General features: G+C 69.9%; 18 protein-coding genes and 2 pseudogenes. 13 read left to right on the top strand and 7 right to left on the bottom strand.

Features of this window, described 5'->3' with window-relative positions:
* Positions 1-74 precede the first annotated feature (74 nt).
* Genes AB0P24_RS15555 through AB0P24_RS15570 form a run of 4 tightly spaced genes read left to right on the top strand, consistent with a single transcriptional unit; the run spans position 75 to position 3,097 of the window.
* On the top strand, positions 75-1,118 hold the full coding sequence (locus AB0P24_RS15555; protein ID WP_365794105.1) for a hypothetical protein: 1,044 nt from the start codon (positions 75-77) through the stop codon (positions 1,116-1,118).
* Positions 1,115-1,804, top strand: a complete 690-nt coding sequence (locus tag AB0P24_RS15560; protein ID WP_365794107.1) for a YdcF family protein — start codon at positions 1,115-1,117, stop codon at positions 1,802-1,804. Before AB0P24_RS15555 ends, AB0P24_RS15560 begins: the two co-directional genes overlap by 4 nt.
* The gene (locus AB0P24_RS15565; RefSeq protein ID WP_365794109.1) at positions 1,746-2,540 is read left to right on the top strand and encodes a WbqC family protein; all 795 of its coding nucleotides are present in this window, start codon (positions 1,746-1,748) and stop codon (positions 2,538-2,540) included. Before AB0P24_RS15560 ends, AB0P24_RS15565 begins: the two co-directional genes overlap by 59 nt.
* Entirely contained in the window at positions 2,537-3,097 is a 561-nt protein-coding gene (locus AB0P24_RS15570) for a flavoprotein (RefSeq protein ID WP_365794110.1), read from the top strand. Before AB0P24_RS15565 ends, AB0P24_RS15570 begins: the two co-directional genes overlap by 4 nt.
* On the opposite strand, the pseudogene AB0P24_RS15575 reads toward AB0P24_RS15570, so the two are convergent.
* The 4 genes and pseudogenes from AB0P24_RS15575 to AB0P24_RS15590 all read right to left on the bottom strand — a co-directional run bounded on the left by AB0P24_RS15575 (position 3,098) and on the right by AB0P24_RS15590 (position 7,645).
* Positions 3,098-4,770: pseudogene (locus AB0P24_RS15575) on the bottom strand (mobilization protein).
* The gene (locus AB0P24_RS15580; protein WP_365794112.1) at positions 4,767-5,267 is read right to left on the bottom strand and encodes a plasmid mobilization relaxosome protein MobC; all 501 of its coding nucleotides are present in this window, start codon (positions 5,265-5,267) and stop codon (positions 4,767-4,769) included. The pseudogene AB0P24_RS15575 and the gene AB0P24_RS15580 overlap by 4 nt, the downstream one beginning before the upstream one ends.
* 307 nt (positions 5,268-5,574) lie before the next feature.
* Complete coding sequence (locus AB0P24_RS15585) at positions 5,575-6,744, bottom strand: DUF3631 domain-containing protein (protein WP_365794114.1); 1,170 nt, start codon at positions 6,742-6,744, stop codon at positions 5,575-5,577.
* Between the two features lie 679 nt (positions 6,745-7,423).
* Entirely contained in the window at positions 7,424-7,645 is a 222-nt protein-coding gene (locus AB0P24_RS15590) for a helix-turn-helix domain-containing protein (RefSeq protein ID WP_344565145.1), read from the bottom strand.
* A 675-nt stretch (positions 7,646-8,320) separates the two neighbouring features.
* Here AB0P24_RS15590 and AB0P24_RS15595 point away from each other — a divergent pair.
* A pseudogene (locus tag AB0P24_RS15595) lies at positions 8,321-9,636 on the top strand (site-specific integrase); the annotation flags it as partial.
* A 77-nt stretch (positions 9,637-9,713) separates the two neighbouring features.
* On the opposite strand, the gene AB0P24_RS15600 reads toward AB0P24_RS15595, so the two are convergent.
* Entirely contained in the window at positions 9,714-10,397 is a 684-nt protein-coding gene (locus AB0P24_RS15600) for a hypothetical protein (RefSeq protein ID WP_365794116.1), read from the bottom strand.
* A 473-nt stretch (positions 10,398-10,870) separates the two neighbouring features.
* Between AB0P24_RS15600 and hemL the strand changes: the two genes are divergently transcribed.
* From hemL to AB0P24_RS15640, 8 genes are all read left to right on the top strand, one after another.
* A complete protein-coding gene (gene hemL, locus AB0P24_RS15605) occupies positions 10,871-12,199 on the top strand; it encodes a glutamate-1-semialdehyde 2,1-aminomutase (RefSeq protein ID WP_365794118.1) in 1,329 nt (442 codons plus the stop codon).
* Positions 12,196-12,879 carry a histidine phosphatase family protein gene (locus AB0P24_RS15610; RefSeq protein WP_365794120.1) on the top strand — a complete coding sequence of 228 codons (684 nt, stop codon included), beginning with the start codon at positions 12,196-12,198 and terminating at the stop codon, positions 12,877-12,879. The genes hemL and AB0P24_RS15610 overlap by 4 nt, the downstream gene beginning before the upstream one ends.
* Positions 12,880-13,048: 169 nt before the next feature.
* Complete coding sequence (locus AB0P24_RS15615; protein WP_365794122.1) at positions 13,049-14,314, top strand: hypothetical protein; 1,266 nt, start codon at positions 13,049-13,051, stop codon at positions 14,312-14,314.
* 67 nt (positions 14,315-14,381) lie between these two features.
* Positions 14,382-14,972, top strand: a complete 591-nt coding sequence (locus AB0P24_RS15620; protein ID WP_365794124.1) for a TlpA disulfide reductase family protein — start codon at positions 14,382-14,384, stop codon at positions 14,970-14,972.
* 1 nt (position 14,973) lies between these two features.
* Positions 14,974-15,744, top strand: a complete 771-nt coding sequence (locus AB0P24_RS15625) for a cytochrome c biogenesis protein CcdA (protein WP_365794126.1) — start codon at positions 14,974-14,976, stop codon at positions 15,742-15,744.
* A gap of 3 nt (positions 15,745-15,747) precedes the next feature.
* Entirely contained in the window at positions 15,748-17,472 is a 1,725-nt protein-coding gene (locus AB0P24_RS15630) for a cytochrome c biogenesis protein ResB (protein ID WP_365794128.1), read from the top strand.
* Complete coding sequence (gene ccsB, locus AB0P24_RS15635; protein WP_365794130.1) at positions 17,469-18,584, top strand: c-type cytochrome biogenesis protein CcsB; 1,116 nt, start codon at positions 17,469-17,471, stop codon at positions 18,582-18,584. The genes AB0P24_RS15630 and ccsB overlap by 4 nt, the downstream gene beginning before the upstream one ends.
* Before the next feature lie 25 nt (positions 18,585-18,609).
* Positions 18,610-19,014 carry a hypothetical protein gene (locus tag AB0P24_RS15640; protein WP_365794132.1) on the top strand — a complete coding sequence of 135 codons (405 nt, stop codon included), beginning with the start codon at positions 18,610-18,612 and terminating at the stop codon, positions 19,012-19,014.
* Between the two features lie 43 nt (positions 19,015-19,057).
* Here AB0P24_RS15640 and AB0P24_RS15645 read toward each other — a convergent pair whose 3' ends face one another.
* Positions 19,058-20,608 (bottom strand): hypothetical protein, encoded by a 1,551-nt coding sequence (locus AB0P24_RS15645; RefSeq protein WP_365794134.1) that lies wholly within the window; start codon positions 20,606-20,608, stop codon positions 19,058-19,060.
* Positions 20,608-22,707, bottom strand: coding sequence for a hypothetical protein (locus AB0P24_RS15650; RefSeq protein ID WP_365794136.1), 2,100 nt, complete (start codon positions 22,705-22,707; stop codon positions 20,608-20,610). Before AB0P24_RS15650 ends, AB0P24_RS15645 begins: the two co-directional genes overlap by 1 nt.
* Positions 22,708-22,771: the final 64 nt, after the last annotated feature.

Consider the following 22,771-nt stretch of genomic DNA (forward strand, 5'->3'; position numbering starts at 1 on the left):
TTGTACTTCCGTTGCACTTCCCACCCCACGTCGTCACCGACAGTGCTTCCATACGTGACGGAGGGAGGTCATCCGTGGTCAGCGTGCAGCAATGGACAGGTCGGGAGGCGAGCGCCCTGCGCGCCGCGTTGCGTATGAGCACGCGCGCTTTCGCCGAGCACCTCGGTGTCGCGTTGCGCACGGTTGCGAAGTGGGAGAGCCTCGGCGCGGAGACACAGCCCCGACCGGACACCCAGGCCATCCTTGACACCGCGCTCGCACGGGCGGATTCCGCCGCCCAAGCCCGCTTCGGGGCAATGCTGTTCCCTGAGCGGAAGAGCGCGCGGCCGGCGGACTACGAGACCTGGACCGAGGACATCGAGCGCGCTGTTGTCTGCATCAGCCGTCAGGACTTCCCCTTCGCCTCAACCCTGTTGAACCGCTGGTTGGGCAGCCGTGCACCCCAGCAGCTGGACGACAAGGGTCTCTATTTGTACGGTCGTTCCCTCGTGCTCCTGGGCGACCTCCAGCGCGATCAGGGCGCGATCCTCGGCCCACTCTCCGCCCGCCACTCCTACCTGACCGCCCGCGGCATGTTCACCGAACTCGACATCCCACGCCGGGTGGCTCAGATCGAGCTGTCCCTGGCCGTCGTTCAGGAGATGTCGGGCGAGTTGGAATCCTCCGCTCGCCATTACGAACTCCTCGCCGGGGACCAGCGCCTGAGCCCGCGTGACCGTGCCAGGGCACGGCTGTGGGTGGGTACGGCGCTGAGCAAGGAGGGCGACAACGAGTACGCCACCAACGCGATGACGGCCGCCACTCGTGCCTTCGAGGACCTGGGCGAGCCGGAGGACTGGTCGGTCGCCCACCAGAAGCTGGCCCTGGCCCATCGCGGTGCCGGCGACCTGAAGCAGGCACTGCACTACATCGACATCGCGCGCACCACCGGCACGGTCGACTCCCCGATGCAGAGGGTGAGGCTGGACACCGCGTACGGGCACATCCTTCTGTCGGATGCGGCGACCCGGAATGATGGGCTGTCCGTCCTCGATCAGGCGGCACAGGTGGCCCGCCAGTACGGGCTGAGCCACCAGCTGCGCAGTATTGAGGGCATCCGAAAGGGCCAGCAAGGATGAGCCAGGGAGTGCCAGTGCCGGAGCACCAGCAGCGCCAGATCACCGACGAGCAGTTCCACGACGTGACGCTGATCTGGAATTACCACCAGATGGGCCACGAGCTGCGGCCCTGCTCGGCGGCGATCGGCCTGGGCAGCCACGACCTCGGGGTCGCGACTACTGCGGTCGACCTTTATCGCGCTGGCCTCTTTCCGGTCGTGGTCTTCAGCGGCGGTAACAGCCCCACCACCCGCGCTCGCTTCCCGCGCGGCGAGGCCGTCCACTACCGCGAGCACGCGCTGAGCCTGGGGGTGCCGGACGAGGCGATCATCGTGGAATCGAAGGCCGCAAACACCGGCCAGAACATCACCTTCTCCCGCGAGCTGCTGGCCGAGGCCAGGGTGGAAGTGCAGTCGCTGCTGCTGATCTCCAAGCCGTACATGGAGCGCCGCTCGTATGCGACCTGCCGCAAGCTGTGGCCCGAGGCTGAGGTCGTGTGTGCCTCCGAGCCGTTGGAGTTGGACGACTACATCAAGTCGATCGGCGACGAGAAGCTTGTCGTCGACATGCTCGTCGGGGACCTGCAACGGGTGATCGAGTATCCGAGGCTCGGCTTCGCCGTCGAGCAGGACGTACCGGGGGATGTGTATGACGCTTACGAGCGCCTGCTGGGCGCCGGCTTCGACAGCCGCCTCATCAGCACCTGAGCCGCCCGGCGCCGATGCGTCGGACGGGCTGTGCGCGATCCACCAACCGAACCTGTTTCCCCGACTGTCCACGCTGGCCAAGCTGTTCGCGACCGACCGCTGGATCGTCCTGGACGACGTGCAGTTCGCCCGGCGCGACTACCAGCACCGTGCCCGTCTCGCCGCCCTGGACGATCCATCCCGACAGCAGTGGCTCACCCTTCCGACACACCTGCCCCACGGGCGCCCGACGCTGATCAGCCAGGCACGGCTCGTTGATCCGCGTCGCTCGCGCCGGACGATCCAGCTCCTCGTCCGCCAGTACTACGGCAGCAGCCCCTACTGGGGCACCGTGTCCGAGGTTCTGGACGCGCTCGACGACTCGGACCGTGTGGCTGACGTTGCGCGGGCATCGACGATCGCCCTGCTCAGCGCTCTCGGCTGGTCAGGGCAGGTGCGGGACAGCAGCGCGATCCCGACCCGGCAAGGCCGCTCCGAGCGCCTGGCCGACCTCGCGGCAGCCACCGGCAGTACGCACTATCTGTGCGGCACTGGTGGTCTGCGCTACCTCGACGCCGGTCCCTTCGACACCCAGGGCATTCCCGTGCTGCCCTTCCACACTCCTGTGGATGACCCGCTCTGGCGGTGGGCCCGTCGATCCAGCAGCCTGTGGGCCCTGAGCAAGATGGGGCCCTATGCGCTTGCCGACCAGCTGGCCGCCCAACGAGAAGCCCACCATCCTGGAGCCCGCGCGTGACCGAGCCCACCACCAAGGAACCGGACAAGAAGCCCTTCCTGTACGTCGTCGTCTGCGCCTCCGGCATCGCCGGTGACGTCGGCAAGCTGATCACCGCCGCACAGGAACGGAACTGGGACGTCGGGGTCGTCGCCACCCCGCAGGGGCTGGGCTTCCTCGACACCGAGGCGATCGAGGCCCAGACCGGCTACCCGATCCGCTCGGCCTGGCGCACACCCGGTGAGCCACGACCGCTGCCGCCTGCGGACGCGATCGCGGTTGCGCCGGCCACCTTCAACACGGTCAACAAGTGGGCCGCCGGCATCTCCGACACCCTCGCCTTGGGCATCCTGTGCGAGGCATACGGGATGGGCATCCCGACCGCTGTCCTGCCGTACCTGAACTCGGCCCAGGCCGCCCACCCCGCATACCGCCGGAGCCTGCAGCGCCTGCGCGAGATGGACGTTCTGATCGGCTCGTACGAACCGCATCGGCCCAAGGCCGGCGGTGGCGCGGATCGATACCGCTGGGAGGAGGCGTTGGAGCTCCTCGCCCCTGTGGTGTCCGTGGCGACGTGATCAGCGCTGTCGCCCCTTGGCCTCCGGAACGAATGGGGGCGTGGTCGGGCGTTGCGTGGTGTGGTGGGCGTTGGCTTTCCGGGCTCCGGGGCCAGGTGGGTGGCGCTCGCCGAGGCGGCGGATCCGCCAGGTCAAAGCGCGAGTGGGACTGCGGGCGTCGTCCAATGTGCGTTGACTGAGCGCCTGGTCGAGGAGCATGGACACGTTGTGACCTGCGGCCTCTGCCTCGGCGAGCACGGTGGCCAGAGCATCCCAGGCTCGGTCGGTGATGATGCGTTCGGCGTGCTTGGGGGCCACCTGCTGCAGGTGGTAGGCGTAGCGGCGCTGGATCTGAGCCCCGGTGCTCGGGCGGCAAAATGGGCCAGAACCGGTTCGGTGATCTGCGCGTGCGCTGCCTGTAGGTGGACTAGCGCCTCTTCGGCTGCGGCTTCCTGCTGGGCGTGTTGCCGGGTTCGGTGCCAGTGCACGGCGTAGGCGACCGCGGTCAGCGCCACGTCGATCAGCATCGCAAGTCCGGCACCGTCACCGTGTCGCGAGGGGTCGTTCCAGATCATCTGGACACTGCGCCGCAGGGCGCGTGCGCTGGAGTGGTCGGCGGCGATGCGGGAGCGAGTTGCCCGCTCGAACGCCATGGCGGCCCGTTCCAGCTCGGCCCGTGCTGCTGCCTGGGCTGTGACGGGCAGCAGGTCGAGTGCTCCGCCGAGCGCGGCCAGCTGGCCCTGGGCCACGCTGTCAGCGCTGCGAGTGAGGTGATGGACGACGCGTTCGGTGGCGGCGGTGGCCTGGTGCCAAGGGTTGCCCGGCGGGATGGTGACCGGTTCGGGAGGGGTTGTCGTGAGACGCTTGCGGACCTGGGGGAGGGAGAGGTCGCCGGAGAGGGTGGAACCGGCGTACCAGATGGGTTCGCCCTGCTTATTGACGTCGCCGGGCAGGCAGACGCTATAGCCGGTCACTTCCCCGGAGGGTTCGGTCTTGGGCCGCACTGCCAGGCCGGATGCCTCCAGGAGGGTGAAGAACTCGGTCTCGGTGGAGGCGGCGGCGATTGCGCGGCGGACGCGCCGGCGGAGGATCTCGCGGGATGTGGCGTCCTGGCCCAGGCGTTTGGCCTTGAAGTGTTCCTTGCTGGTGGGGCGTTTGGCGGAGGTGCCGTCCCCCGGTATCAACCGCCTGAGACCGTAGTCGACTTCGACCTGGCGGGCTTCGCGTTGGACGGCCCGGATGTCGTAGTCCCGTTTGGGGCGGCGGCCGTCTTGGCGGACGAGGGTGGCGGCGATGTGGATGTGATCGTCGGCGTGCCGGACGGCCACCCAGCGGCAGGCTTCGTTGTCTCCGGCGGGGGCGATGCCGGCGGCGGCCACGATCCGGCGGGCGATCTCCGCCCACTGGGCGTCGGAGAGGATGGGGTCTTCGGGGGCGGCGCGGACCGGGCAGTGCCAGACCGTCGTCTGAGGAGCCCGTCGCCCGAGCATGGACACCGGCTGGTCGAGCTGGATGTAGAGCTGCTTCTCCACATCCTTGGGGTCGCGGTGCGGGCTGCGGCCGGGGTCGGGGGCGAAGTCGTTCCAGGACGCGACCAGATGCGGGTCGACGTGCTCGTTGGCGTCGCCCTCGCCGAATAGGTAGGCGATCAGACGGCGGGTGCTGCCCTTGCCCGTGATGATCTTCGGTATCACCGGCCCTGCCTTCCCTCGGTGACCTGGGCGACGGCGGTGTCCACGTCATCGATCGACGCTTCGACGCGGGCGAGGAGCCGGTGCACGACGTCGGGCTCGGGCCAGGCGCCGTCCTTGTGGAGGTGCCAGGTGAGCTGGTTGAGGTTGTTGCCGAGCCAGGCGAGCTGCCGGTTGGCGGCCATCAGCGCCTTCACCATGGCGCGGTAGTCGGCGATCGCAGCCGTGGGGTCCTCGGCGCGGGCCGCGGCGAGTGATGCTTCGGCGACGTAGCCGCCGATCTGCATACGGCTGAGCGCGGCGGCGTGGGCGAGGTCGGTGAACTCGCTGTCGCTGTAACGGGGGTGGACGCGGCGCTCGCGCAGGCGCGGCTGACGCAGACGGCGCTGCGGCTTCGGCGTCTGCGCGTCGTGGGAAGACGGTCTGGTGGCTCCCGTATCGGTCGGCACCCCCGGGCCGACCGATCCCGGCGCCCCCTCGGCGCCGGATGCCTCCGCCACCCCAGGGGCGGAGGCCGGGTAAGGACTCCTTACCCGACAACCTGCTGCGCTGTCTGGGGCTGAGGTGGTGTACGTCGGCTGTTGAGCTGTGGGGAGTTCGTGGTGCTGTTCGTGCATGGGGGTGCTCCGGTGGTGAGGGGGGCGGGAGATGTGTCACGTGCGTCGCATCCGTCCCATGCCTGGTCAGCACAGGTACGGACACTCGGGCAGGTACGGAGAAGTCCGTCCCGACGAGGACATCCGTCCCCGCGCTGACCTGCGCGGGGACGGATGCGACGCAGTGATACGGACCCAGGGGAAAGCCGGGTCAGCGGGCGCGGTTGGGGCCGGCGCGGCCGCCGGGCGGACCGATGGGCAGCTGGCCCGCGGGGGCGGTGGGCGGCTTGCCCTGAGCTGGCGGGTGCGCGGGCGTGGCGTCGTGCGCAGGGGCGGGCGCCGTCTCGGTGAGGTCGGGGCAGTGCCGGGCCCAGCTGTCCAGCAACCGGTTACGGGTGTATCCCTTGGCCTGCCTGCCCTTGTCGAACCGGTAGTTGGCCGGGCGGATGTGGAAGTCCCGCAGCATTCTGCCCAGGTGATAGGCGTTGAGCCCGTTGGTGCCGTGCTCCGCCCAGGGGGCGTCGGGGTCCTGGAGCAGGGCGGTGACCAGATCCAGGGAGGACAGGGCCTCCGGGTTGCCGTGTGCCTCGAAGACGCGGTGGATGTCGCGCAGCAGCCGCGTCTTCAGGTTGGTCTGCTCGTCCTGGACGGCCTCGAACCGGGTCATTGCCACGCAGGCCGCACGGGCGCTCGCGGGCCAGTGGCCGCCGGCCAGGTCGGCGATGATGACCAGCGGCTCCCAGGTGTCCGCCGCCCGGTCCTCCACCGGCATGGTCGGCGCCATGCGCCCGGCCGTGCCGCGCAGCGGTCCCAGCCAGGCGGCCAGCTTGTCCCGCAGCGCGTTCAGTTCCGGTGTGGCGTAGCGCGAGCGGAACGGGGTCACCTTCTCGCCCGGCTTGCGCTTTTGCATGCGGAGCACGACCGCCCGGTCCGTGATCGTGTCGGGCAGGTCGCCGATTGAGGCCAGTGCGGCCATGGCGAAGGTCGGATACGGGGTCGGCTTGTGTTCCGGGCCGGAGATGCGCCAGGCGGGCCGGTTGCGCTGGTGTCCGGCGTTCAGCAGGCCGCGCAGTTCCTCGTTGTCGCCCGCCTTGCTGAAGATGGTGTCGGCCTCGTCCACCAGGATCGTGCGCGGGTTCTTGCCGATGATGCGGAAGAGCACCGCCGTGGACATGTTCACCGTCATGATCGGCTGGTGGACGGTCTCGTGGAGCACGTCCAACACCCGGGACTTGCCGCAGCCCTTCGTCGGGCCGACGACCGCCAGACGCGGCGCGTGCTGCAGAACGGTCTGGATGTGCGTGGCCGCCACCCACAGGGTGACCGCTGTCAGCGCCTCGTCACTGGGCAGCACGACGTACTTGCCGATCGCCGCCCGCAACTCATCCAGCAGTTCCGCACCCTCACCGGAACCCCGTTCCCCAGGGTCTGCCGGTCCCCGAGTAGGCCGGAATCCGGTCCCGCGATCCGGTCCCCGTGCGTCGACGGGACCGGTCCCCTCCCGCTGGGCGGTTCCCGCCACGGGGTTGTCGGTCCCCAGCGACTGGCGGGGATCGTGATCACGGTCCCCATTGCGGTCCCCTGGTGCAACTGCAGTCTCTTGGGGACCGGTCCCCATTTTGGCGCTGCTGACCTGCGGGTTTGCGTCGGATATCGATATGGGGACCGGGACGTGCGGGGACCGAGCAGCGGGCACGTCACGGGGGTGGTCCCCAACAGCGGCATCAGCAGGCGGCTGGGGACGGTCCCCGTGTGCTTCCACATCCGCCGAGTGCTCGACGGTCCCCGACGCCGGGGACTGTGTGTCCGTCTGATCCCGGCGGCGCCAGGGGACGCCCTCGCCGGGGACCGCGGGAGTGGGCCAGCCGGTCGGGGAGGTGTTCGTGGAGCTGGGGGACGTAGAGTCCTCCATAGGCGTTCCTCTCCGGTGAGAGGCAGGACGGGCAAGGTCCCGCCCCTCACCAGCTCATTCGTTCAGGGATGGGCGATCAGTTGGGAAGTCTTCGGCCCTCGGCGTTGGCGTGCCGGGGGCCGCTTCGTTGTCCGCGCCAGACGCGGGATCAGGCCGTCAGGTCGTACGACGTCTGGGCATCCAGCCACGCGTCCACCTCCCGCCAGCGGTAGCGCAGGTGACGGCCGACCTTGTGGACGCTGGGGCCGATGCCCCGGTACTTCCACTGGTAGAGCGTCTTCACCGGTACCCCGAGGTACGCGGCCACGTCGGTGGGAGTGGCGAGCTGGTCACGCTCGGCGCCGACAAGGCGCGGGGAGTGGTTCGGCAATGAGGTCTCCATATCGGAATCAGGGTTTTGGATGGCAGGCGTGGGCAACACAGCCACACCACCTGGGAAGCGTCCAGAGTGAATTCTGAAACTCCCGGCTACTTCCCTCAGCGTCGCCGGGGAAGACCAAAACAGTAAGGGCGGATCCCCGGTTGCCGAAATCGCTCCCACGGAAGCCGAAATTTTCTACGGAGAAGCAACCGGCTGAAGTGCCGGAATCCGGTACCTCAGCAGCTCAGAGGTGTCGCCCAGCGCTGAGAAGTGGCGTGGCTCGTCCAGCGGACATCGCATCCGATAGCCGCTCGAAACGCCCATTTCTTTGACGCGGAGGGAAGGTAGCACAACCTCCCCGCCAAAACGGCTCGTGATGTGCCGGAATTCGACGAGACGAACACCACTTCGCCTCCGGGCGACTTTTGGAGAGTTTAAGAACTAACTCTTGCCATGACGGCCGACTGCAAGTTACAGCTATTTGTCATGCCCAACCGACCCGTCGAAATAGGCCCCGCCAGCCCCCGCGCCGCCCGCGCCATCGAGCACCCACGCCTCGTGCCAGCCGGCCCCAGCTCGCCGCTCCTCCCGCAGCCCTGATGCTCCCGTGGCTGACGCACACCGCCGCGACCCACGCCACCCCCCAGTCCCCAAACCCCATCCAGGAGGCCCTTCTTGGCTGACGTGTACGACCGCTGGCACAAGTCCCATCCCAAGCCCACCGAGGCCGAGTGCGGCGAACACAAGAGCCGTACGAAGCCCATGGTCCCCACCGCCGACCACGGCATCGGCAAGCGCTGGCAGGTCCGCTATCGCGACCTGGACGGCAGTCAGGGCAAGGAGAACTTCGACACGAAGGCTGCGGCCGACAGCCGTGCCGACGAGGTCGACGTCGAGATCCGGCGCGGCTCCTACGTCGTCCCCGCCGAGACGAAGCAGACGCTCGGCGCGTACGCACAGAAGTGGCTCGACGCGAATTCCGTCGGCCCGACGACCGCCCTCCGCTACGAAGCGACCGTCCGCAACCACATCGTCGAGTACCTCGGCCGACGCGAGCTGCGGTCCCTCAACCAGCCCTCGATCATCCAGGGTTGGATCCGCACGCTCCAGGACGGCGGCCTGGAAGTGTCCACGATCGAGGGCATCTTCGACATCCTCTCCAGCATCCTTGGCGCGGCCGTTGAGGACGGGCTGCTGCCGAAGAACCCCTGCAAGGCGAAGTCGGTCAAGCTCCCGACTGCGATCAAGAAGAAGATCATCCCTTGGTCGTTGGAGCGCGTGCGCGCGGTCATAGCCGGACTCCCGAAGCGCTTCCAGGCCGGCGGCAAGCTCGCCTTCGGCTGCGGCCTGCGCCAAGGCGAGGTGTTCGGCTTCGCCGTCGAGGACATCGACTTCAAGGGCGGCTGGATCCACGTCAACCGCCAGGTGCGGCTCGTCGGCACGAAGCCCGTCTTCGCCCTCCCGAAGGGCAACAAGATCCGGTCGGTGCCCCTACCGGCCCAGCTTGCCGTCGCCGTCAAGGCCCACATGAAGGAGTTCCCACCGGTCGAGGTCACCCTGCCCTGGGCCAAGCCGGACGGCGAGCCGAAGACCTTCCGCCTCCTTTTCGTCGACGCGAAGGAGCGGGCGTACAACCGCAGCGTCTTCAGCATGGGCGACTGGAAGCGCGCCCTGGCAGCGGCCGGCGTGATACCTCCCCGCGAGCGCGGCGCGCGCTACCTCCAGGCGGCTCCGGAAGACGGCATGCACGCCCTACGGCACGCCTACGCCTCCGTACTCCTGGACGCGGGGGAGAGCATCAAGGCGCTCTCCGAGTACCTCGGCCACTCGGATCCGGGCTTCACGCTGCGGACGTACACGCATCTGCTGCCGTCCAGCGAGACCCGCACCCGCAAGGCGATCGACGATGCCTTCACGGAAACGGAACCGAGGCGGAAGACGACGGCGACCCGCCCGCAGCCCAGGGCACATCAGCACCCCCAGCGAAACCAATGTGCCCTGGCCGCCTGACGGCCCCTCCACGGCACCAAAAAGGGCGAGGCCCGAAGACCCCGCCCGATCCGCAAGAAACCCCGGCTCAGGGCCACACCAGGCAGTACGGCTGATGCCCCGCCTCATGCAGCCGGTGCGAGAAGTCCTGCCACTCGTGCAGCAGCTGGTACACGTTGAACGCGTCCCGCGGGCCGCCCCGGTCCGGGACCGTCGACCAGATGAAGGCGGCCGCGCCGACCGCTTCCTCGCCCACGCCACGCAGCGGGTCGACCACCGTCATGGGGAGTTTCACGACCGCGTAGTCGGGGTGCAGCACCACCAGCTCCAGCGGCGGCACCTTGTGCAGAGGCACACCTTCGATGCCCGTCAGCACCATCGCGGCCATCGTCTCCGGCTTGATCTTCGTGAACATGCCGTTCATGCCGAGCTCGTCGCCGCCGAGTTCCTCGGGGCGCATCGAGATCGGGACCCGGGCCGCGGTCGCGCCGTCCGGTGCGCCGAAGTATTTGTACGTCACCCCCACCCGACCACCATTCCTGCTCCCGGTCTGAAGACGGTCGATCCGCCGATCGCTCCGCTGGTCCCGATCCCTCTGATCGCGGTCCCGCTGATCGATACGTCGGTCGCGCCGCTCCGACTCACTCGGTACGCCCTGTTCCTGACGTGCTGCTTCGGTCGATTCCTCCGCGTCGCGCCGGTGCCTTCCCCGTTGGGCACGTCGAGGACCCAGGTCATCGGTCCCCTCGCCCAGCCCGCCACCGCGATGCATATCTCCACCCGACTGCTTTTCTAGGACGCGTGGCCCCCGCCGCGCAACCCGATCATCGTGTCAGTGACCTCCCCCACGGCCGCCCGCCGAAACGTGCGTCGAAACATCAGTCCGCAGGATCTTTACAGCCTCCGGCCGGCTATCTGCCGGGTGAGCTGCGTGTATCGGATCACAGTCTCGCAGATGTACCGGCGGCCGCGCCGGGACCGCCGCCCTCCACGACGAGGACACCGCCGGCCTTCGGCCGGGAGGCGCCCCCACCGCGTCGCCCACTGCCTTGCCCACCGCGTCGTCCGCCCCTCGGCGGCTGATCGGCTACGCCCCCTCCGCCTCGCGGCCGCACGCGCCACCCCCGCCGCTCACCGGGACTCATCGGTCACCGCGCCTTCCCTGCGAGTGAGCCGGAAGGCAGGCCCTACCCTGAGGAGGTCACCAAGCAACCGGAGTCCGAGAAGTCGGAGAAGCCGCACGTCATGAGCGCCCAGAGCGAAACGCCCTATCCCTACGACGCGCCCGTCTCACAGGCGCTCTTCGACCGCGCCTCCGCCGTCACGCCGGGCGGCGTGAACTCCCCGGTGCGCGCCTTCCGCGCCGTCGGCGGCACCCCCCGTTTCATGGTCTCCGGCAAGGGGGCCTACCTGACGGACGCGGACGGGCGCGAGTACGTCGACCTCGTCTGTTCCTGGGGGCCCATGATCCTCGGGCACTCGCACCCCGAGGTCATCGCCGCCGTCCAGGAAGCCGTCTCGCGCGGTACCTCCTTCGGCACCCCCGGTGAGGGCGAGGTCGCCCTCGCGGAGGAGATGGTCGCCCGGATCGAGCCGCTGGAGCAGGTGCGGCTGGTCAGCAGCGGGACGGAGGCGACCATGTCCGCCATCCGGCTCGCCCGCGGGTTCACCCGGCGCACCAAGGTGATCAAGTTCGCCGGGTGCTACCACGGACACGTCGACAGCCTCCTGGCCGCCGCCGGGTCCGGCGTCGCCACCTTCGCGCTGCCCGACACCCCCGGTGTCACCGGCGCGCAGGCCGGCGACACGATCGTGCTGCCGTACAACGACCTCGAAGCGGTGCAGGAGGCCTTCCACCGGCATCCCGGGGAGATCGCCTGCGTGATCACCGAGGCCTCGCCGGGCAACATGGGCGTCGTGCCGCCCGGGCCCGGGTTCAACCAGGGGCTCAAGAACGCCTGCCGCGAGAACGGCGCCCTGTACATCTCCGACGAGGTCATGACCGGGTTCCGGACCAGCCGGGCCGGCTGGTTCGGCATCGACGGGGTGGTGCCCGACCTGATGACCTTCGGGAAGGTGATGGGCGGCGGGTTCCCCGCGGCCGCCTTCGGTGGGCGGGCGGACGTCATGGCGCACCTCGCCCCGGCCGGCCCCGTCTACCAGGCCGGCACCCTCTCCGGCAATCCCGTCGCCACCGCCGCCGGCCTCGCCCAGCTGCGGCTGCTCGACGACGCGGCGTACGACAAGGTCAACGCCGTCTCCGCGCAGATCCAGGGGCTCGTCAGCGAGGCGCTGAACAAGGAGGGCGTCGCGCACCAGGTGCAGACCGCCTCCAACATGTTCTCCGTCTTCTTCACCAACCGCCCGGTGCGCGACTACGAGGACGCGCGGGGCCAGGAGTCCTTCCGGTTCACCGCCTTCTTCCACTCCCTCCTCTCCGGCGGGGTGTACCTGCCGCCGTCGTCCTTCGAGTCCTGGTTCGTGTCCACGGCCCATGACGAGCGGGCCATCCAGAAGATCGCCGACGCCCTCCCGGCGGCGGCCCGAGCGGCCGCGGAGGCCACGGCAGCATGAGCGAGCAGCAGGACATCACCGTCGTCCACGTGATGCGGCACGGGGAGGTGGCCAATCCGGAGGGGGTGCTGTACGGGAGACTGCCCGGCTACCACCTCTCCGAGCTCGGCCGGCAGATGGCCGACCGGGTCGCCGAGCACCTCGCCGCCCGCGACGTCGCCTACGTCGTCGCCTCCCCGCTGGAGCGCGCGCAGGAGACCGCGACCCCCATCGCCAAGGCGCACGGGCTCGACCTCGCCACCGACGAACGGCTCCTGGAGGCCGAGAACATCTTCCAGGGCAAGACCTTCGGCGTCGGCGACGGCGCGCTGAAGAACCCCGCCAACTGGAAGTACCTGGTCAACCCGTTCCGGCCGTCCTGGGGCGAGCCGTACGTCGACCAGGTCGTCCGGATGAAGGGCGCGCTGGACACGGCCAAGGACCGGGCGCGCGGGCACGAGGCCGTGCTGGTCAGCCACCAGCTGCCGATCTGGATCCTGCGGTCGTACGTCGAGAAGCGCCGGCTCTGGCACGACCCGCGCAAGCGGCAGTGCACTCTCGCCTCCCTGACGACTTTCACATACGAGGGTGACAGGATCGTTTCCGTCGGGTACAGCGAGCCGGCCCTCGACCTCGTCCCGGCCCACCTCCGCGCCGGCGCCAGGCCGACGAAGGGGAAGGACAAGGCCTTCGGGGCCTGAACGGCCGTGAACAGGCCTGCGTGAAGCTGCGTAATTCGCAAGTGATGTACGCCACTTGAACTAACCGTCACCATATGTGTTACGAAACATCCCAGACGTGAAGGAACCTGTCCGTTCGTCATGTCCTCTGATTAGGTGACCACCAGAGGACATGACGAATCGGGGAACCATGCGGACCATCACGCGACGGGGAATGCTCGGCGTCGGCGCGGGCGCCACGGCCGGACTCGCGTTCGGCCTCACCGGCTGCGGCGCGTCCGCCGGTTCGGACGACGCGCCGCATGCCGCCGGTTCCACCAAGGGGCCGTCGAAAAACCCGTCGAAGACGCCCAACGCCCGCCCCCTCGGCGACGGCTCCACCTCCCGCACCGGCAGGCAGCCGCACCAGCCCGCCGCCCCCGAGCCCCTGGAGTCCGGCCAGACCCCGCCGCAGTTCGTGATCTTCTCCTGGGACGGCGCCGGCGAGGTCGGCACCGGCCTCTTCCCGCGCTTCCTCGACCTCGCCAAGGAGCACGGCGCGTCCATGACCTTCTTCCTCTCGGGGCTGTACCTCCTCCCCGAGTCGAAGAAGCGGCTCTACAACCCCCCGAACAACCCCCGCGGCGCCTCCGACATCGGCTACCTCACCGACGAGCACATCAAGGCGACGCTCACCAACGTCCGCCGGGCCTGGCTCGAAGGCCACGAGATAGGCACCCACTTCAACGGGCACTTCTGCAGCGGCCACGGCACCGTCGGCAACTGGACGCCCAAGCAGTGGCGCAGCGAGATAGACCAGGCCAAGGCGTTCGTGAAGGAGTGGCGGACCAACACCGGCTGGACCGACCTGCCCTCGCTCCCCTTCGACTACGACAAGGAACTGGTCGGCAGCCGCACCCCCTGCCTCCTCGGCCAGAACAACCTGCTGCCCACCGCCCGCGAGCTCGGCTGGCGCTACGACGCCTCCTCGCCCGGCGGCCGCCAGGTCTGGCCGGAGAAGAAGCTGGGCGTCTGGGACCTGCCGCTGCAGCAGATACCGTTCCCGGGCCGCTCCTTCGAGGTCCTCTCCATGGACTACAACATGCTCGCCAACCAGTCGGTCAACTCGACCAAGGCGCCCGCCTACAACTACCCGGGCTGGCGGAAGCAGTCGGCCCAGGCGTACATACAGGGATTCGAACGGGCATACACGACAAACCGGGCGCCGTTCTTCGTGGGCAACCACTTCGAGCATTGGAACGGCGGTATCTACATGGACTCCGTCGAGGAGGCCTTCAAGCACATCGCCCGGGAGAAGGAGAAGGGCGCCGACGTCCGGCTGGTCTCCTTCCGGCAGTTCGTGGACTGGATGGACGTACAGAAGCCGGAGGTCCTGGCGAAGCTGCGCACGCTGGACGTGGGGCAGCGGCCGGCCGGGGGCTGGAAGACCTTCCTGAAGCAGGGCGCGGCCGCCTGAAAACGGGCGCGTCCCGGACGGAGGGGGGTGCGCAAGATCCCCAGAACGGGCATGCGAAACTTTTCACATGAGTACCCGTAGCCGCGCCCTCCTGATCGGCGCCACGGCCGCCGCGGCGGCCCTGACCCTGTCCGCGTGCGGCAACGGCGGCACCTCCGGCGGAGGCGGCAACACCAACTTCATCACCGGCAGGGACGGCATCGACACGGTCGCTCAGGGCCACCGCGCGGCGGCCCCCGACCTGTCCGGCAAGACCATCGACGGCGGCACCCTGGACGTCGCCGACTACAAGGGTAAGGTCGTCGTCGTCAACGTCTGGGGCTCCTGGTGCAGCCCCTGCCGGGCCGAGGCGCCCAACTTCGCCACCGTCTCCAAGGAGTACGCGAGCAAGGGCGTCCAGTTCGTCGGCATCAACACCCGCGACACCAGCACCGCTTCGGCGGTCGCCTTCGAGAAGCAGAACGGCATCGACTACCCGAGCCTGTACGACCCGATGGGCAAGCTGATGCTCCGCTTCAAGAAGGGCACGCTCAACCCGCAGGCCATCCCCTCCACCCTGGTACTCGACCGGCAGGGGAAGATCGCGGCGCGCTCGCTGGCGGCGCTCAGCGAGGAGAACCTGCTCAAGATGATCAAGCCGGTTGTCGCGGAGAAGTGACGTGAGCGCACTCGTCACACTCGCGGCCGACGGCAACAACGCGACCGTCCTCAACGGCGCCCTGGTGCTCGCCCTGCCGATCGCGCTGCTCGGCGGACTCGTCTCCTTCTTCTCCCCGTGCGTGCTGCCCCTCGTACCCGGCTACCTCTCGTACGTCACCGGGGTCGCCGGCACCGACCTTGCCGACGCGCGGCGGGGCCGGATGGCCACGGGCGCCGCGCTGTTCGTGCTCGGCTTCACCGCCGTGTTCGTGTCGGGCGGTGCGCTCTTCGGCTACTTCGGCTCGACGCTCCTGGAACACTCCAGCGAGCTCAGCAAGGTGCTGGGCGTGCTGATGATCGCCATGGGCGTGTTCTTCATGGGCCTGATGCCCTGGTTCACCCAGCGCGAGTTCCGCTTCCACAAGCGGCCGGTGGCCGGACTGATAGGGGCACCTGTGCTCGGTGCGCTGTTCGGCATCGGCTGGACCCCGTGCATCGGCCCGACGCTCTCCTCCGTGATCGTCCTGTCCTCCCAGCAGGGCAGCGCCGGTCGCGGCGCCATACTGACCGTCGCCTACTGCCTCGGACTCGGCGTCCCCTTCGTCATCACCGCCGTCGCCTTCCGCAAGGCGCTCGGCGCCTTCGGCTGGGTCAAGCGCCACTACGTCTGGGTGATGCGCATCGGCGGCACGATGATGATCGTGACCGGTGTGCTGCTGCTGACCGGCGCCTGGGACAGTCTCGTGCAGGACATGCAGTCCTGGTCCGCCGGCTTCACTGTGGGGATCTGATCCATGAGCAAGACCGAAACCGACAACAGCGAGCAGGACCGGCGGGAACTCGGCGCGGCGGGCTCCCAGCTCTCCACCGCCCCCGTCGAGGAGCCGCCGATCGCCCCCGGCCTCGGGGTCGTCGGCTGGGCCCGCTGGTTCTGGCGGCAGCTCACCTCGATGCGGGTCGCGCTGCTGCTGCTCCTGCTGCTGTCGCTGGGCGCGATCCCCGGCTCACTGATCCCGCAGAGCGGCGCCGACATCAACAAGGTCGCCGCGTTCCAGAAGACCCACAAGACGCTGGCGCCGATCTACGACAAGCTCGGCCTGTTCCACGTCTACAGCTCGGTGTGGTTCTCGGCGGTCTACATCCTGCTCTTCGTCTCGCTCATCGGCTGCATCATCCCGCGTGCCTGGCAGTTCGTGGGCCAGCTGCGCGGCCGTCCGCCGGGCGCCCCGAAGCGCCTGGACCGGCTTCCCGCGTACACGACCTGGCGGACCACGGCCGAGCCGGAGGAGGTCCGCGAGGCGGCGCTGAAGCTGCTGAAGAAGCGGCGCTTCCGGTCGCACATCGCCCAGGACGCGGTCGCCGCCGAGAAGGGCTACGTCCGCGAGTTCGGCAACCTGGTCTTCCACATCGCGCTGATCGTGCTGCTGATCGCCTTCGCCTCCGGCCAGATGTACAAGTCGGACGGCACCAAGCTGGTCGTCGAGGGCGACGGGTTCGCCAACTCGATCCTCCAGTACGACGACTTCAAGTCCGGCTCCATGTTCAGCACCGACGACCTGGTGCCGTTCAGCTTCGACCTGAAGAACTTCCACGCCACCTACCAGACCAGCGGCCCCAGCAGGGGCACCCCGGTCACCTTCGCCGCGGACGTCGACTACAGCGTGGGGGCCTACGGCAAGTCGAAGCGGACCACCATCAAGGTGAACGAGCCGCTGGAGATCGACGACGCCAAGGTCTACCTCGTCAGCCACGGCTACGCGCCCGTCATCACCGTCCGCGACGGCTCGGGCAAGGTCGTCTACCACGACGCCGTCCCGCTGCTCCCGCTCGACAGCAACGTCAGTTCCCAGGGCGTGCTGAAGGTGATGGACGGCTACCGCAACGCCGAGGGGGTCAGCGAGCAGCTCGGCATCTCGCTGTTCTTCCTGCCGACGTACGCCGGCGGTGCCTCGGTGCTCTCCAGCTTCCCGGCGCTGGACAACCCGGTGCTGAACCTGGCGCCGTACCACGGCGACCTCGGCGTCGACTCGGGCATCCCGCAGAGCGTGTACCAGCTCGACAAGACCCACATGAAGGAGTTCAAGGACTCCAAGGGCCAGCAGTTCCGGGACAACCTGAAGCCTGGCGAGACCATGCAGCTGCCGAACGGCGCCGGGTCCGTGACCTTCGAGAAGGGGGTCAAGGAATGGGCCGGCTTCGAGATCGTCCAGGAGCCCGGCAGCGGCTGGGCGCTGGCCGGTGCCCTCGCCGCGATCTTCGGCCTGGCCGCCTCGCTGTTCATCCAGCGCCGCCGCGTCTGGGTGCGCGCGGTGCGCGGTGCGGACGGCGTCACGGTGGTCGAGATGGCGGGGCTGGGCCGCAGCGAGTCCGCGAAGGTGCCCGAGGAGTTGGGCGACCTCGCCGGAATCCTCTATGACCAGGCACCGGGTGCCCCCGACTCCGGCGACACCACCGACCACGACCCCGCACAATCCCCCGACCCCGAAGTCGTACCTGCCGAAGGGGCTGAGAAGCGATGACTTCCGCCGCCGCAACCGCGCTCGACGCGACCACCCTCGCCGCGACCAACGAACATCTGGCGAGTATGAGCAACACGCTCATCTACTCGTCGATGGCCGTCTACACGCTGGCGTTCTTCGCCTACATCTTCGAATGGCTGCTCGGCAGCCGCAGCCGGGTGGCGCGCACCGCGAACGCGCTCACCGCCACGAACGCCGTGGCGGCGAAGGCGCCCGCCGTCGCGGTCAAGAAGGCCGGCGGCGGTACCGCCGTGCTGGAGCGACCGCGGGTCGTCGTCCGCTCCGCGGCGGGCTCGCGTGACGTGCCGGACGGCCCCGGCGCGCACGGCGGCGACGAGCAGGGCGACCTCTACGGCCGGATCGCGATCTCCCTCACGGTCCTCGCCTTCCTGGTGGAGCTGGCGGGCGTGGTCGCCCGCGCGGCCTCCGTGCAGCGGGCGCCGTGGGGCAACATGTACGAGTTCAACATCACGTTCTCCACGGTCGCGGTCGCCGTCTACCTGACCCTGCTGGCCCTGAAGAAGAACGTCCGCTGGCTCGGCCTCTTCCTGATCACCACGGTCCTCCTCGACCTCGGCCTCGCGGTCACCGTCCTCTACACGGCGAGCGAGCCGCTGGTCCCGGCCCTGCACTCGTACTGGCTGTACATCCACGTCTCCACCGCGATCTTCTGCGGCGCGGTCTTCTACGTCGGCGCGGTGGCGACCATCCTCTACCTCTTCAAGGACGCGTACGAGAGCAAGCTGGAGAACGGCGGCAAGCCCGGCGGCTTCGCCACCTCGGTCCTGGAACGCCTGCCCGCCTCCGCGTCCCTGGACAAGTTCGCCTACCGCGTCAACGCGGCCGTCTTCCCGCTGTGGACCTTCACGATCATTGCGGGTGCGATCTGGGCGGGCAGCGCCTGGGGCCGCTACTGGAACTGGGACCCCAAGGAGACCTGGTCCTTCATCACCTGGGTCGCCTACGCCTGCTACCTGCACGCCCGCGCCACCGCCGGCTGGAAGGGCCGCAAGGCCGCCTACCTGGCGATGATCGCCTTCGGCTGCTGGCTCTTCAACTACTACGGCGTCAACATCTTCGTCACCGGCAAGCACTCCTACGCGGGCGTCTGACCCGGCCAGGGGCGACACTGGTGCCATGGCCGGTTCCACAGAACCCAGAGAACACGGCACCAGTCAGGCCCACGGGAGAACGCACATCCTCCACTTCCTGGTGCGGCTCGCGAAACCGACGGAACAGGTCTGGCCGAGGCTCTCCACAGCGGAGGGCCTGGCCGCCTGGTTCACCCCCGTCGACGTCCTGCAACCGAGACTGGGCGGCACGGTCACCCTCGGTGATCTGGGCACGGGCAGTGTGACCGCCTGGGACGTCGACCGGGTCGCGGAGTACACCGTGGAGGGCGGCGGCAGGTTCCGCTTCCACCTGGAGCGCGACGGGGAGTCCGGCAGCGCCCTGCGCTTCACGCACGAGTTCAGGGGCGAGGTGGAGACGGAAGAACGCTGGCGCACCCGATTCGAACGATTGATCCACTCCATGGAGTGAGGCGCGGAGCGCCCAGTCCCGCCCTCCCCCCTCCCGCACCCGCCTACGACGGCGGCAGACACTCCCCGCTCGGCGGCTTCCCCTCCGGCCAGGCGATGGTCACGAACCGTGACCCACCCTCCGGCCGCAGCTCAACGATCGGCACCGCCTTGTCGTACGGATTCCCGTGCGCGTCCAGGCAGATCCACCCGCTCGCCCCGTCCACCCGCAGCGACCCCTTCACCTGCGGCCACTGCAGCCCCACGTCGGCCAGCGCCGGCACGGACCTCCCCGCCGGCACCGCCTCGCGGATCCCGTGCACCGCGAGCCGCGTCGCGTCGTAGGCGATGATCAGCTGGCCGTCCTCCAGGGCCACCGGCCCGATCGGCCCCACCGGCGCCTTCCCGGCGCTCGTCAGCAGCCCGGTCAGCGTCGCCATGTCCGCCGCCGAACCGCCCGTTCCCGGGCTGCCCCTGCCCCACGCGTCCGGGTGGGCGAGGGCGGTGTAGCGGACGGAGAGGTTGTGCCGCAGGGCGCTGCGGTCGAGATCCTTCTCGCCGGTCAGATACGACCCCTCGTCCCCGGTCAGCACCGTGAACCTCCGGTCCTGGCAGCCCCGTCCGCCCAGTGCGTTGATGAACTGCCGCAGCTGGGTGTGGCGGCCGGCGAAGAGAATCGTGTCCGTCGACCGCGAGGTGTCGCAGACCAGGTTGGTGATCTGCCGGAACGTGTTCGCGGTCGTCCCCTCCTGACTGCGGTCGGCCGGCGGCGTGAACGGCTGGGGCTCGTAGGGCGAGCCCTTGATCAGCGCCGCGAACGACCTCTGGAGTGTCCGCGTGTACGGGTCGCCCGGCTTGTCGTAGACGAGCAGTGCCCGGCCCGCGCTCACCTTGGCGAAGGAGGCCAGGGCACGGGCCTCGTCGGTGTTGGTGGGGGAGACCCGGGCCAGGCCGGGGAAGGGGTCCGTTCCGTTCTGCCCGTTGGCGAGGTCGTCGGCGGTGATCGACGACCCCACCACCGGAATGCCCAGCCGGGTCAGCTCCTTGACGGCCTTCTTGTTGTTGTCGGTGCTCTGCCCGACCCCGGCGACCGCCCGCAGCCGGTCCGCGCCCCCGGTCATGCCCGCCAGTCGCGTGACCATCCGCTCCCAGTACTGGCTGGTCGACCCGGGGTTGGCCAGGACCAGCCGGATCGCCGGGGACTGTCCGTTGGAGTCGTGGTTGGCCTGGTACTGGGCGAGGTAGGCCCCCTGGAGCTCGTGCTGGATGTCGGTGACGCTGGCCGCCGCCGTCGAGGTGTACGGCAGCATCACCGCGACCGTCACATAACTCCCGGCTCTCAGACGGGCGTTCTCGCGGGCGATCGCCCGGACGGTGCTCCGCAGCCGCGGCTGCCCGAAGTCGTAGGCGGTCGTCGCCACGCCCACGCACTCGTCGCTGCCCTCGGGCCGGGCCACCCCCGGCGCGCAGGACCGGTCGTCATGGACGGCCGCCCGCACCCCCACGACCGCCCCGGCGATCACTGCGGCCGTCACCAGCAGGGCGATGTAGCGGCGCAGCGGAATCTCCCAGACGCCCTCACGCAACCACGTGCCCAGGCCCCGCCCTGCCGCCATCACGCCACCCCGTTCCGCTCGTCGTCGCCCTCGTCGCCCTCGTCGTCGTCCTCCGGATCCGTCGGCGGGCGTCCCGCCAGCGCGGCCGCGGGCCAGTCCCGGGAGGCCCGCCACAGCAGCGCGTTGCCGGCCGGCCGCAGGTTGGACAGCTGTTCCAGTTCGAAGCGCAGCCGGTCGCCCACCTTCGGGTCGGGCAGCACCAGCGGGTCGGTCAGCAGCCACACCGCGTGCAGCAGCCGTCGTATCCGCAGGTGCAGCACGCCGTCCACGCCGTCCGGCACCCGCTGCTGGGCGTCCGTGCGGCCGAGCGCCACCGCCGCCCGCCGGTCGCCGGGGCCGGTGAAGTCGCGGCCCTCGGCGTCGTGGGCGTGGAAGTAGGGGGCGGAGGCGATGAACCGCAGGGTGCGCAGCCAGCCGCGGGTGTCCAGGACCGGGAAGCTGTCGCGCAGGTGGGCGACGGCCGGTCCGGTCCGGCCCAGGGCCAGCTGGTGGTGCAGCCGGAACCGGGCCTGCCCGTCCGGCCGGTCCCGCGTGTAGTGCGCGATCAGCGTCTCGTGGGCGGTGCGCCAGCCGCTGTGGTCGGCGTCCCGCAGATGCAGCCGGAGCAGCAGCAGAGTCCGTACGAAGGGGTCCCCGACGAACTGGCCGGGCACGGCGGGCAGTCCCTCCCGGGCGAGCCGGTTCTGCAGGGCGCGTACATCGGCCGGGCCGAAGTCGTCCGGGAGCAGCGCGGCGGCCAGCGCGCACGCCGAGTCGTGGTCGTGGGCGGCGGCGAGGACCGTCAGCTCGTCGAGGCGGTCGGGGGGGACCAGCCGGTCGAGGAGCTGGCGGTAGGCGGGGGCGGCGGGGCCGTCCTCGACGGGCCGTACGTCGGCGGTGAGCAGGTCGCCCAGCGAGCCGGCCCGCTCCGGATGCTGTGCCGCGGACTCGGCGAGCAGGGCGATGCCCAGCGGGTTGCCGCCGGTCAGCCGGTGGAGGGCGTGCGGGAGCTGGGGTGCGGCCGGGGCGCCGACCAGGTGCAGGGTGTCGTCGGGGGTCAGCGGCGGGAGCGCGACCAGCAGTGCCCGCGAGGAGGGCACGGCCGGGTCCGGCGTCCACTCGCTGCGCCGGGCGACCCCGGCCAGCTCCCGCCGTGTCCCGCCGCGCAGCAGCTCGCGGCCGTCGCCGCGCAGTCCGGCGACGAAGGCCACCTGGTCGGCGATGCCCTCGGCGCGGTCCCTGAGCACCGCCTCCACCAGGCCGGGCCCCGGCCCGGTCTGGACGTTGTCGACCAGCACCAGCGGCCGGCCGAGCCGCTGCATCCGCGGCAGCACGCCCGCGTACGCCTCGGTCAGGTCGGCGAGCAGGGCCCGTACGAGGTACCGCTCGGCGTGCTCGCGGGAGGTGCCACCGGCGCGGAAGTGCCCGGAGAGCAGGATCAGCCCGCGCTGGGCGTGGCCGCCGGCGTTGGGATAGGCCCGGTACCAGACCGACGCCTTCTGGTGGCGGCGGCTGGCGAAGCCCTCGGCGATCGACTCCAGGGTGGCCTCGATGGCCCCGGAGACCAGCGGCCCGGTGCCGGTCGCGGCGGCGACCACCTTCGCCGCCACCTTCCCGGCCCACCGCCCGGCGAACCCGCTGATCCACGAACCGCTCTCGTTCAGCAGCAGGATCCGCTCCACCTCGCGCCGGATCCGCTCCGAGTCCGCGTCGCCCCAGCCGCCGGCGGCCACCGCGACCAGGCCGGACATCAGCCGGGGAAACGTGATCCGCCCGGCGCCGGTGACCGGTTCGGCGAGCTGCTCGGCGACGACCAGCAGCGCCTGCGCGACCGGCGACCAGGACTCGGCGGGCCGCTCCGGCGGCGGGCCCGCGAACTGCGCGTCCGCACAGTCGACGAGCGCGACCGGGGTGTGCCCCTTGTAGGCGTCCCGCAACTCGCCGAGCACCGCGCTCTTGCCGAGCCCCCGCGCCCCGGTCAGCACGACGAACGGCAGTTCGCCGGGGTGTTCGAGGGTAAGGGCACGATGCTGGTACGGCCGTAGCCCGACGACTCTCGGCACGAGCCCGGCCGGCTCGACGTCGAACAGCGCCCCACGCCCGTGCAACCGTCTGTGCAAGGCAGTCCCCCCTCAACGCAAGTGTAAGAAGGGGGAGTTGCTTCGGGCCAGGTCGCGTGATGAC

The organism is Streptomyces sp. NPDC086519 (assembly GCF_040686075.1).
Taxonomy (GTDB): Bacteria; Actinomycetota; Actinomycetes; order Streptomycetales; family Streptomycetaceae; genus Streptomyces; species Streptomyces shenzhenensis.